The following is a 12,169-nucleotide window of genomic DNA, read 5'->3' as shown; positions in this document are numbered from 1 at the left end:
CTCTAGCCGCCGCCCGCCACACCCGATGCGGACAACATTAATTCGAGCCTATACACTTCACGTCGAACCTATTTCCGCCAATCACTCACAAGGCCAAACATGGACCGTTTCGAAGCGATGGAGATATTTACGCGTGTGGTGGAAGCGAACAGCTTCACCAAAGTATCCGAATCGCTCGACCTGCCGCGCGCCAAAGTCAGCCGGACGATTCAGGCGCTGGAAGAACACGTCGGCGTACGGCTGTTGAACCGCTCGACCCGCCAGGTCAGCGTTACCGAAGACGGCGCGCTCTTCTACGACCGCTGCGTGCGCATTCTGGCCGAAGTCGCCGACGCGGAGTCGTCGCTGTCGAACAAGCGCGAGAATCCGGTGGGCACGATTCGGGTCGATACGTCCGGCACCCTCGCCCGTGCGCTGCTTTTGCCCGCGCTCGACGACTTCTACCAGCGCTACCCTGAAATCGACGTGCGGCTCGGTCTCGCCGACCGCAACATCGACCTGATACAGGACGCCGTAGATTGCGTCATTCGCATGGGCACGCCGGAAGAGTCCAGTCTCGTCGCACGGCGTATCGGCCAGGCGCGCATCGTGACGTGCGCGTCGCCGGCGTATCTGGAGAAACACGGCACGCCCACCACGCTCGATGAGTTGAGTGGACACCACGCAGTCAACTATGTTTCCGCGCGAACCGGCAAGACGTTTCCGTTCGAATACGAAGTGAACGGTGAGATCGTCAAGGTCGCGATGAAAAGCGTGCTCGCGGTGAACGACGGCTCGGTCTATATTCGCGCGGGGGCGCTCGGCCACGGCATTATCCAGCCGTCGCGCTTCATGGTCGCGCATCTCATCGAGCGTGGCGTACTCAAGGAAATCCTCACGAACTACACGAGCCCCAGCACACCGCTGTCGATCCTTTACGCGCATCGCCGTAATCTGAGTTCGCGGCTGCGCGCATTCACCGAATGGGTGACGGAGCTCGTGCGCAACAACCCGGATCTGCGCATACCGGACGCTTGACGCCCTTCAGCGAAAAGCCCCTTGTGTCTCGCGACACAAGGGGCTTTTTTTCATTCAGACCGACAGCAGCAGTCAGATCCGGCTCAGGCGATCCGCTCTTCATTCGACGGATCGAACAACACCGCCTTCGACGTATCGAACAGCAGCGTCGTGTTCGTCAACGGCTGCGGGTTCGAAGCCGGGTGCACGCGGCTCACCACGCGCTTGCCGTTGACTTGCGCGAAGACGAGCGTGTCCGGACCGGTCGGCTCGATCACGTCGACCTTCACTTCGATCTGTTGCAGCCGTGCGTGGTCGCCGTGCGCGCCGCGCGCATCGGTAATGCGCTCCGGGCGCAAGCCGAGAATCACGTCACGTCCGACATGCGACTTGACCTTTGCCGAATCGAACGGCAGGTTCAACGCCGTGCGAGTGACGCCCGTATCCAGTTCGATGCCGACGCCCGCGCCCTGCTCGACGAGCTTGCCCTGGATGAAGTTCATCGGCGGCGCGCCGATAAAGCCCGCCACGAACAGGTTCGACGGCGAGTCGTAAATTTCCTGCGGGGCGCCGAACTGCTGCACAATGCCGTCCTTCATCACCGCGATGCGATCGCCGAGCGTCATTGCTTCGATCTGATCGTGCGTCACGTAGACGATCGTCGTGCCGAGACGCTGATGCAGCAGCTTGATCTCCGAACGCATCTCGATACGCAGCTTGGCGTCGAGGTTCGACAGCGGTTCGTCGAACAGGAACATCACCGGGTCACGCGCGAGGGCACGGCCCATTGCCACGCGCTGACGCTGGCCGCCGGACAGCTGGCCGGGCTTGCGATCCAGCAGGTGCGTGATCTGCAGCGTGTTCGACACACGGTCGACGATCTGCGCCTGCTCCTGCTTCGGCACCTTGCGAATGTTCAGGCCGAACGAGATGTTCTCGCGCACCGTCATGGACGGATACAGCGCGTACGACTGGAACACCATCGCGATGTCGCGATCTTTCGGCGACAGGTTGTTCACGGTCTTGCCGTCGATCTGAATCTCGCCTTTGGTCACGGTTTCGAGACCGGCGATCATGTTGAGCAGCGTCGACTTACCGCAGCCCGAGCCGCCGACGAGAATCAGGAACTGGCCGTCTTCGATGTCGATATTGACACCCTTCAGAACCGGCACCCCGTTCGGGTAAGTCTTGTACACGTCACGGATGGAAAGGCTTGCCATGCTGTGAATCCTCTTGTCTCTGGTACTGCTTGAAAACGTCTTGTCGGTGACGGCGGTGCTAGGTGCCTTTCATGCACGAAGCAGCCGCCGCGCTCGGATGGTCTAGCCTGGGTTCAACCCTTCACCGCGCCTGCCGTCAGGCCGCGCACGAAATAGCGCCCGGCGACGATGTAGACCAGCAAGGTCGGCAACGCGGCGATGATCGCGCCGGCCATGTCCACGTTGTATTCCTTCACGCCGGTCGAGGTGTTCACGAGGTTGTTCAGCGCCACCGTGATCGGCATGGAATCGACGCCGGAGAACACGATCCCGAACAGGAAGTCATTCCAGATCTGCGTGAATTGCCAGATCAGGCACACCATGAAAATCGGCAGCGAGACCGGCAGCAGGATCTTCGTGAAGATCGTGAAGAAACCCGCGCCGTCGATGCGCGCCGCCTTCACGAGTTCAGCCGGAATGCTGACGTAGAAGTTGCGGAAGAACATGGTAGTGAACGCGATACCGTAGATCACGTGCACGACCACCAGACCGGTCGTGGTGTTCGACAGGCCGAGAAAGCCTTCGAAACGCGCCATCGGCAAAAGGATCGCCTGAAACGGAATGAAGCAGCCGACCAGCAGCATCGTGAAGATCGGATCGGCGCCGCGAAAGCGCCAGTGCGTGAGCACATAACCGTTGAACGCGCCGATGATCGACGAGATCAGCACGGCCGGAATCACCATGCGCACCGAGTTCATGAAGAACGGCTGCATGCCGTCGCAGCGCACGCCGGTACACGCACCGCTCCACGCCTTGATCCAGGGCTCCACGGTCCAGTGCGAAGGCGGCGTAAGCAGGTTGCCGGTGCGCAACTGGTCGATGTCCTTAAACGACGTCGACAGCATCACGTACAGCGGAAACAGGAAGTACAGGGCAAACAGGACCAAGGCCGCGTAAATGACGGCACGGCTGATCGTCATCTTAGGCTGCATTGCGGGTGCTCCTCGATTCCAGATACATGAGCGGCACGAGCACGGCCACGACGGTTGCGAGCATCATCATCGACGATGCCGCGCCGACGCCGAGCTGCCCGCGATTGAACGAAAACGTGTACATGAAAATGGCAGGCAGCGACGACGAGGTGCCAGGACCGCCCGCCGTCAAGGCGACGACCAGGTCGAATGTCTTGATCGTGATATGGCAGAGAATCAGCAGCACTGAGAAGAACACCGGACGCATGCTCGGAATCACAATCTTGCGGTAGATGGTGGGCAGATTCGCGCCGTCCATCTGCGCGGCCTTGAAGATTTCACCGTCGACACCGCGCAGACCGGCAAGGAACAGCGCCATCACGAAGCCGGTGGACTGCCACACCGCCGCGATAACGACGCAGAAAATCGCCTTGTCGGGGTCGCCGAGCCAACTGAACGAAAAGCTCGTCCAGCCCCAGTCGTGGAAAACCTTTTCGAGGCCGATGCTCGGCGTCATGATCCATTGCCACGCCGTGCCGGTCACGATGAACGACAACGCCATCGGATAAAGAAACACGGCGCGCAGCGCGCCTTCATTGCGGATCTGCTGATCGAGCAGGATCGCAAGGAAGAGACCGAGGCCGATACAGATGCCGATGAACGGAATGCCGAACCAGCCGAGATTGGCTGCCGACGTCCAGAACACGTCGTTATCGAACAGTTCGCGATAACGGTCGAGACCGACAAATTCATAACGCGGCATCAGCCGCGAATTGGACAGCGACAGATAGCCTGTGATGGCGATAAAACCATAGACGAATACCAGACTGATCACGACGCTGGGTGCGAGCACCAGCTTCGGGATCCAGCGATCGGCAAGGGCCGCCATGGGCGACACGCGGCGGGCGGCGCTGGCCGTTTTCCCGTTTCCGCTGATAGAAGCAGTCACTACTCGACTCCTGCTGAAACTGTACCGCCTGGCCACTCGCATCGACGCACACGGCCAACCGGCAACGTGAGAACGTGACAAACGCGAAGCCGCAACGGCATAGGTGTGACTCTATGAAACCCAGAGTGAAACCGCTTGCATCGGGCTGCATCGGCTAAAGCGCACATCGCGCGACGCGAACCGATCCCTCAGCGGCGCGAAGCGGCGCGTCCGGTCCCGGACGCGCCGCTTCGCTACTTCACTTACTTGGTCTTCGCTGCCTTCGCGAGCGCCGCAACTGCGCTCTTCGAATCTTGCTGCGAGTTCATGAACTTCGTGACCACGTCGGAGATTGCACCGGCTGCTGCATCGGGTTGAGCCATGCCGTGTGCAAGCGACGGCACATAGCCGCCCGACTTGATCGCGACCTGTTCATCCGCATACGACTTCTTCGCGCAGTCGTCGAACTTCGCCATCGACACGCCCAGACGAACCGGAATCGAACCCTTGTTCAGGCTGAACTGTTCCTGGAACTCCGGCGACATGATGGTCTTCGCGAGCGCCAGTTGGCCCGGCGTTGCTGCCTTCTGGCCTTTCTGCTGGAAGAACACGAACGAGTCGACGTTGAACGTGTAAGCCTTTTCCGTGCCCGGCACTGCTGCGCACACGTAGTCCGAGCCCGACTTCTTGCCGGCGTTGGCGAATTCGCCCTTCGCCCAGTCGCCCATGAACTGCATGCCGGCCTTGCCGTTGATGACCATTGCCGTAGCCAGGTTCCAGTCACGGCCCGTGCGGCCCGCGTCGAAGTAGCCCTGGATCTTGCGGACCGTGTCGAACACGCCGACCATCTTGTCCGAAGTCAGCGTCTTTTCGTCGAGGTCGACCAGCGCCTTCTTGTAGAAGTCCGCGCCTTGCGACAGAACCACGTCTTCCCACAGCGTCAAGTCTTGCCACGGCTGGCCGCCCATCGCGATCGGCTGGATGCCTGCCGCCTTCATCTTGTCGGCCACGGCGAAGAACTCAGGCCACGTGGTCGGCACCTTGCCGCCCGCCTTGTCGAGCGCTGCCTTGTTGATGTACAGCCAGTTCACGCGATGCACCGAGAACGGCGCAGCGACGTAGTGGCCGTCCGCGTGCATGATCTTGTCGATTTCCGGCGGCAGATTCTTCTTCCAGTCGCCGGCGACGGAGTCGATCGGCACCAGCACGCCTTGCGAAGCCCAATCCTGAATCAGCGGGCCCTTGATCTGCGCAGCGCTCGGTGCGTTGCCCGAGATCACCTGCGTCTTGAGTGCCGTCATGGCAGCCGCGCCCGCGCCACCTGCAACCGCAAAGTCCTTCCACGTGTAACCCTGCTTCGTCATGTCGTCCTTGAGGACGCCGACGGCTTTCGATTCACCGCCCGAAGTCCACCAGTGCAACACTTCGACCGACTCGGCAGCTTGCACGGCCGAGACGCCACACATCAGACCTGCGGCGCACAAAGCGCCCATGATCGCGCGAAATTTCATTGCTTATCTCCTCCAGACACCTGAACAAAAAACAAATGGCCCCTGATGTCGCCAGGGTGCTGTGGTTGGTTCAAACAGGCAAAACACTGGGCGATCGAGCACGGTCGGGCGCATGCGCGAGGCATGTGCCGGCGGACCGATGTCCGGCCGCTGGAAGCTCAAGAGATGAGTGGTTCGGGATGCAACTGACTGTCTCCTCTTTTGATTTTTGCCTGCCCGCTTCGCGCGGCAGACTCGAGGTGCCTTGCACGTCAACCGAGGAATCTGCTTGCCGGCCCTGCACTGCCCGGCTTTCCGTAACGGCTGCCGGGACAGGCTGGCCTATGCCGGCACGCAATGTCCGTTAACATGCAGGGGACGCCTGCCGATTCGCGAAAACGCGCAACTGACCTGACAGCGCACGCTTTTTTCATCGAATTAGCGCTACCTCTTGATTTGGATTGTAGTTAAACTACAATTCAGTGTCAAAAAATATTTTATCGGACTACGGTCGCCTTTTTCACGGCAGTGAACGGTCAGCGCGGCGGCCCCAGGACATCGACGGAGACTCATGCAAACCGATTCAAGCTTCACCTTCGTTCTCTTCGGCGGAACCGGCGATCTGTCGATGCGCAAGATTCTCCCCGCACTGTATGAAGCGCACCGTGCGGGTGGCATGCTGGCCGACAGCGGCAAGATCGTCGCGGTGGCGCGCCATGCTGCGGATCGCGGCGAGTACATCCAATGGGTCAACGAGCACGTCAAGCCGCATGTGTCGAAGAACGGTGTCGACGAAACGGCATGGTCCAGCTTTCTCGAACGCATCGAGTTCGTGAAGATCGACCTGGGCAATCCGGAAGACTTCGCGTTGCTGCGCGATGCGGTGAAAGACCTGCCCGGCATTCGCGTGTTTTATCTGGCTACCGGTCCGTCGCTGTTCGTACCGATCTGCCGCGCGCTCGCGTCGGTGGGCCTTAACGAAAACGCGCGCATCGTGCTGGAAAAGCCGCTTGGCTACGACCTCAAGTCGTCGAATGCAATTAACGATGCGGTCGGCGAAATCTTCGCTGAAGAACAGATCTACCGTATCGACCACTACCTCGGCAAAGAACCCGTGCAGAACCTGCTGGCGCTGCGCTTCGGCAATGCGCTGTTCGAACCGCTGTGGCGCCGCGAGTGGGTGGAAAGCATTCAGATCACGATCGCGGAAGAACTCGGTGTCGAGGCGCGCGGCGATTTCTACGACAATACCGGCGCACTGCGCGACATGGTGCAGAACCATTTGCTGCAACTGCTTTCGATCGTCGCCATGGAACCGCCGCATTCGATGGACTCCGACTCGGTGCGCGACGAAAAGCTCCGCGTGCTGCGCGCGTTGAAGCCAATCAATCCGCTCGACATCGGCAAGGTCGCGGTGCGCGGCCAGTACCATTCCGGCGTGATTCGCGGCACCGCGGTCCCCGCCTATGCGACGGAACCGGGCGTGAAGCCGAACAGCACGACCGAAACCTTCGTCGCGTTGAAGGTCGAGATAGAAAACTGGCGTTGGGCCGGCGTGCCCTTTTTCCTGCGCACGGGCAAAAGGCTTGCGGACCGCGTCGCGGAGATCGTCGTGAACTTCCGTGCGGTGCCGCATTCGGCGTTGGGTGCTTCGGCGTTGCGCGCAGGCGCTAATCGTCTGGTGATCCGCTTGCAGCCGAACGAAACGATTCGTCTGTACTGTCTTGCGAAGCAGCCCGGCGAAGGCATGAATCTCGCAAGCGTCCACCTGGATCTCGCGTTCGACCAGTTCTTCCGCGAAGGGCAGATGGAAGCGTACCAACGCCTCCTGCTCGACGTGATCAACGGCCGTCTCGCACTCTTCGTGCGGCGCGACGAACAGGAAGCCGCGTGGCGCTGGGTCGAACCGATTCTGAACGAATGGAAGGCTTCGAACAAACCGCCGAAGCCTTATGCTGCGGGCACATGGGGTCCTGCCGCCGCGAGCGCGATGCTTGCGCAGCACGGCACCTGCTGGCTCGAAGAAGAGAACTGATTCGCGGCGGATTTTCGCAGCTCTAACAAAAAAGCAGCACGGAGGAGAAGTGATCGAGCTTCACGCTTTCGACGATCAACGCGCCCAATCCGACGCGTTGGCGAAGGCCGTAGGCGACGCGTTGCATGCATCGCTGGCCGCACAGACGGCAACGTCAGACGCCGGTATATCCGGCGCGTCCACAGCCGGTACGTCCACAGCCGGCGTGCGCCCGGCCCTGCTCGCCGTGTCCGGCGGCAGCAGTCCGCGCCCTTTCCTGCAGACGTTGTCCACCCAAAGCTTCGACTGGCCGCACATTGCGGTGACACTCGTCGACGATCGCTGGGTGCCCGAGACGGACAGCGCGAGCAACTCGCAACTGGTGCGCGCCACGTTGCTGCAGAACGCCGCGAAGAACGCGACGTTCTGGCCGCTCGTCGACACCTCGCAGGATCTGCACGCCCACGTCGCCGCGCTGAACGCCGACGCGCGTTTCGCCAACGTGCCCGACGTCGCGATACTCGGCATGGGCGAAGACGGCCACACCGCGTCGATCTTCGCTGATGCGCCTGAATGGGATCACGCCATCAGCACGACTGAGCGCTTCGTCGCCGTGCATCCCGGCAGCGCGCCGCATGCACGCGTGAGCTGGTCACTCTCCGCGCTCAAGGAAGTGAAGCACCTGTTTTTGCTGATTGCCGGACCGCGCAAGATGGACGTGCTGAACGCCGCCGCATCTTCGCTACAAAAAAATGCCATCTCGCAGTTGGCAAACGACAAGGGAGTGAGACTCGATGTCTACTGGTGTGCAAACTAAGGCTGTTCCGGGCGCGGGCCAGCACGCCGATGGACCGAGGCTGCTGGCCGACATCGGCGGCACGAATGCGCGCTTTGCGCTGGAAACCGGACCGGGCGAGATCGGCTCGGTGCACGTCTACCCGTGCGCGGATTACCCCGGCGTCGCTGAAGTTATCAAGAAGTACCTGAAAGACACGAAGATCGGCCGCGTGAATCACGCGGCGATCGCGATTGCGAACCCGGTCGACGGCGATCAGGTCAGCATGACGAATCACGACTGGAGCTTTTCGATCGAAGCCACGCGCCGTGCGCTCGGCTTCGACACGCTGCTCGTCGTGAACGACTTCACCGCACTCGCCATGGCCCTGCCCGGCCTGACGGATGCGCAACGCGTGCAGGTCGGCGGCGGCACGCGCCGTCCGAACAGCGTGATCGGCCTGCTCGGTCCGGGCACCGGCATGGGCGTGTCGGGCCTGATTCCTGCCGACGACCGCTGGATCGCGCTTGGCAGCGAAGGCGGTCACGCCACATTCGCGCCGGCCGACGAGCGCGAAGACATCGTGTTGCAGTACGCGCGCAAGAAATGGTCGCATGTGTCGTTCGAACGCGTGGCCGCGGGGCCCGGCATCGAAGTCATTTACCGTGCGCTGGCAGGCCGCGACAAGAAGCGCGTCGCGGCAAACGTCGATACCGTCGAGATCGTCAAACGTGCGTTGGAAGGCGAGCCGCTTGCGGCTGAATCCGTCGACGTGTTCTGCGGCATACTCGGCACCTTTGCGGGCAATATCGCGGTGACGCTCGGCGCGCTCGGCGGCATCTATATCGGCGGCGGCGTCGTCCCGCGGCTCGGCGAATTTTTCGCGCGCTCGTCGTTTCGCAAACGCTTCGAGGCGAAAGGCCGCTTCGAGGCATATTTGCAGAACGTGCCGACCTACGTGATTACCGCGGAATATCCGGCGTTTCTCGGCGTGTCCGCGATCCTCGCCGAGCAGTTGTCGAATCGCGCGGGCGGCAGTTCGTCGGCGGTATTCGAGCGAATCCGGCAAATGCGCGACGCGCTGACGCCGGCCGAGCGCCGCGTCGCCGATCTCGCGCTGAACCATCCGCGTTCGATCATCAACGACCCGATTGTCGACATCGCCCGCAAGGCCGACGTCAGCCAACCGACTGTGATCCGCTTCTGCCGCTCGCTCGGTTGTCAGGGTTTGTCGGACTTCAAGCTGAAGCTTGCGACGGGTTTGACCGGCACCATTCCGGTGAGCCACAGCCAGGTGCATCTCGGCGATACGGCGACGGACTTCGGCGCGAAGGTCCTCGACAACACCGTGTCGGCCATTCTGCAATTGCGCGAGCATCTGAACTTCGACCAGGTCGAACGCGCGATCGATCTGTTGAACGGCGCGCGGCGCATCGAGTTCTACGGACTCGGCAATTCGAACATCGTCGCGCAGGACGCGCACTACAAGTTCTTCCGCTTCGGCATTCCGACCATTGCGTACGGCGATCTGTACATGCAGGCCGCTTCGGCTGCGTTGCTCGGCAAGGGCGACGTGATTGTCGCCGTGTCGAAGTCGGGCCGCGCGCCCGAACTGCTGCGCGTGCTCGACGTCGCGATGCAGGCAGGCGCGAAGGTGATCGCGATTACGTCGAGCAACACGCCGCTCGCCAAGCGCGCGACGGTCGCGCTCGAAACCGATCACATTGAAATTCGCGAGTCGCAACTGTCGATGATTTCGCGAATTCTGCATCTGGTGATGATCGATATTCTCGCGGTCGGCGTGGCAATTCGCCGCGCAGTGCCGAGCGCGGACGTGGCGGAGACGGTGGCGAAAGCACGTCAAGGTGCCGACGACGACGCGACCGCAGTGCTCGACTGGCTCAGTCACGGCGCGGCTTCGTCGGCGCGCGACTGATGCCGGTTTGATCTTTGTATGAAGGCCGCGCCATGCCGTGGCCTTCGCCCAACTTCTGAAATCCGGACCGAAGCATTGCGTGTGCGAGTACGCGCTTCAATGGCGCGACTCGAACAACAAGCGATAATAGAAACTCCATCGCTCACGGCAAAGCACACCGATGATCATCCGTCCGCATCTCCATTGGTTCCGCATGTTGCTCGCCTGGCGCGGCTCGGTGCTTCCGCAGTTGCTTCCCCGGCTCTTCCTTATTTTCGCGATCTCGGTCGTTGCGGTCGCGGCGCACGATCATCTGCTGCCCATCTCGCTGAACCTCAACACGACTGCGCCGTTCTCGCTCATTGGGATCGCTCTCGCGGTGTTTCTCGGCTTTCGAAACAACGCCAGCTATGACCGCTGGTGGGAAGCGCGGAAGCTCTGGGGCCAATTGCTGAACGACGCGCGTTCGCTCGCTCGCCAGGCACTGACCTTGCGAACGACGCAGTTGCCGAAAGAAAACCTGGCCGAGTTTTTCGCCGCGTTGGGCGCGTTGCCGCACGCACTGCGCCATCAGCTTCGCAGGAGCGATCCGCGCGATGACCTCGCCGCACGCCTGCCGCCTGCGCTGTTCGAACGCGTTATGACATCGCGCTACAAACCGGCAACGTTGATGTTGATTCTTGGCGAATGGGTGCAGCGCGAGGCGCAAAAGGGCTCAATTGATGCGATGGCCGTACTCGCGTTCGACCGGAATCTGAATGGCTTGTCGGATGTGATCGGTGGGTGCGAGCGCATCGCGTCGACGCCGTTGCCGTTTGCCTACTCGGTGATGATTCACCGCACGGTGTACTTCTTCTGCGCGTCGTTGCCGTTTGGACTCGTCGACAGCATCGGCATTTTTACGCCGGTGTTCGCGGTGTTCGTCGCGTACACGTTCATGGCGCACGAAGCAATCGCGTCGCAAATCGAGGAGCCGTTCGGCACCGACGACAACGACCTTGCGCTGAGTACCATGTCTCTCATCATTGAAGACGCTCTGCGCGATATGCGCGGCGAACCCGCGGTCGCGCTGCCCGACCTGCAAGCCGAAAGCTACGCGCTAACCTGAGCGTTTCGATGAGGCAGCGGTTGTCCGCTCGCAGGTCTAGTCGTTGCCGACTGTTTCCGACAAACGCTTGAGCGTTGCCACACGCGCACCGATGATGTCGATGCGGCCGCGTTCGTCGACGACCGGCGTCGTCGCGTTCAGATACGCGGTCCACGCCTTCTGTGCGCGCGTCAGCGTGGGACGCGAGCGCGCCGGCATCTTTGCCTGCAGACGGCGATAGTAGCGATTCAGGTCGAACATAGCGTGTTCGCAGCGCGCGTCCGCACGGCAAGCGCGCAGACGGCCCGGAGGATCGCCGCCACCCGCACCCGCTTTCGCGACCGCACTGCGCAGCGCGAGAGCCCGGTCACGCACCGGCTGCAATTGCATATCGGCTTCGGCAAGCACATACATCGTGCCGCGCGTGGTGGCGAATACCGCCGCGAGCAGTTGAGTTTCCGCATCGCGCGAAGCCTGCCAGCTTGCCTGACTCTTTTCCCACTGCTTGCGCCGCGCCGGCGGCAACTCCGGCTGCAGCTGCTGCCATGCGTTGTCCATGGCGGTCTTCCAGCCGATACGCGCAGTTTCCATGCACTGCACCTGCCCCATCGTCGACGACATATCGCTGCGTGCCAGACAAGTGCGCATCGCCGCATCGATCGGATCGGCTGCGGCGACTTCCGCACGCGCGGCGAGCGGCGCGACGCCGAGCAGCAGCGCGCAGGTCAACGTGCGCATCAGCGCGCGCTGTGCCGCTCGCACCCAAGCCGACGCACGCGACTCGCGTCGCCGGC

General features: G+C 61.8%; 10 protein-coding genes. 5 read left to right on the top strand and 5 right to left on the bottom strand.

All coding sequences use genetic code 11. The annotated features are described in order from the left end of the window. Positions 1–99 precede the first annotated feature (99 nt). On the top strand, positions 100–1,017 hold the full coding sequence (locus J2W46_RS14095; protein WP_087751353.1) for a LysR family transcriptional regulator: 918 nt from the start codon (positions 100–102) through the stop codon (positions 1,015–1,017). Between the two features lie 83 nt (positions 1,018–1,100). Here J2W46_RS14095 and J2W46_RS14090 read toward each other — a convergent pair whose 3' ends face one another. The 4 genes from J2W46_RS14090 to J2W46_RS14075 form a co-directional block, all read right to left on the bottom strand. Next, a complete protein-coding gene (locus J2W46_RS14090; RefSeq protein ID WP_131318373.1) occupies positions 1,101–2,216 on the bottom strand; it encodes an ABC transporter ATP-binding protein in 1,116 nt (371 codons plus the stop codon). 113 nt (positions 2,217–2,329) lie between these two features. Then, the gene (locus J2W46_RS14085; protein ID WP_087751355.1) at positions 2,330–3,187 is read right to left on the bottom strand and encodes a carbohydrate ABC transporter permease; all 858 of its coding nucleotides are present in this window, start codon (positions 3,185–3,187) and stop codon (positions 2,330–2,332) included. Beyond that, positions 3,177–4,115: a carbohydrate ABC transporter permease gene (locus J2W46_RS14080; protein ID WP_027775665.1), complete on the bottom strand. Its 939-nt coding sequence runs from the start codon at positions 4,113–4,115 to the stop codon at positions 3,177–3,179. Before J2W46_RS14080 ends, J2W46_RS14085 begins: the two co-directional genes overlap by 11 nt. A gap of 242 nt (positions 4,116–4,357) precedes the next feature. Further along, positions 4,358–5,605: an ABC transporter substrate-binding protein gene (locus J2W46_RS14075; protein WP_020065193.1), complete on the bottom strand. Its 1,248-nt coding sequence runs from the start codon at positions 5,603–5,605 to the stop codon at positions 4,358–4,360. Positions 5,606–6,155: 550 nt separating this feature from the next. Here J2W46_RS14075 and zwf point away from each other — a divergent pair. The 4 genes from zwf to J2W46_RS14055 all read left to right on the top strand — a co-directional run bounded on the left by zwf (position 6,156) and on the right by J2W46_RS14055 (position 11,396). Further along, complete coding sequence (gene zwf / locus J2W46_RS14070) at positions 6,156–7,619, top strand: glucose-6-phosphate dehydrogenase (RefSeq protein WP_088172948.1); 1,464 nt, start codon at positions 6,156–6,158, stop codon at positions 7,617–7,619. Between the two features lie 49 nt (positions 7,620–7,668). After that, positions 7,669–8,415: a 6-phosphogluconolactonase gene (pgl, locus tag J2W46_RS14065; protein WP_020065191.1), complete on the top strand. Its 747-nt coding sequence runs from the start codon at positions 7,669–7,671 to the stop codon at positions 8,413–8,415. Then, on the top strand, positions 8,393–10,309 hold the full coding sequence (locus J2W46_RS14060; RefSeq protein ID WP_027804181.1) for a bifunctional transcriptional regulator/glucokinase: 1,917 nt from the start codon (positions 8,393–8,395) through the stop codon (positions 10,307–10,309). Before pgl ends, J2W46_RS14060 begins: the two co-directional genes overlap by 23 nt. A gap of 160 nt (positions 10,310–10,469) precedes the next feature. Continuing rightward, a complete protein-coding gene (locus J2W46_RS14055) occupies positions 10,470–11,396 on the top strand; it encodes a bestrophin family protein (RefSeq protein ID WP_310354461.1) in 927 nt (308 codons plus the stop codon). Positions 11,397–11,432: 36 nt separating this feature from the next. On the opposite strand, the gene J2W46_RS14050 is transcribed toward J2W46_RS14055, so the two are convergent. After that, the gene (locus tag J2W46_RS14050; RefSeq protein ID WP_310354705.1) at positions 11,433–12,113 is read right to left on the bottom strand and encodes a lysozyme inhibitor LprI family protein; all 681 of its coding nucleotides are present in this window, start codon (positions 12,111–12,113) and stop codon (positions 11,433–11,435) included. Positions 12,114–12,169: the final 56 nt, after the last annotated feature.

It is taken from the genome of Paraburkholderia strydomiana (genome assembly GCF_031456815.1).
Classification (GTDB): Bacteria; Pseudomonadota; Gammaproteobacteria; order Burkholderiales; family Burkholderiaceae; genus Paraburkholderia; species Paraburkholderia caledonica.
Note: the sequence above shows the minus strand (reverse complement) of the source record. Positions and strands in the feature narration are given on the sequence as shown.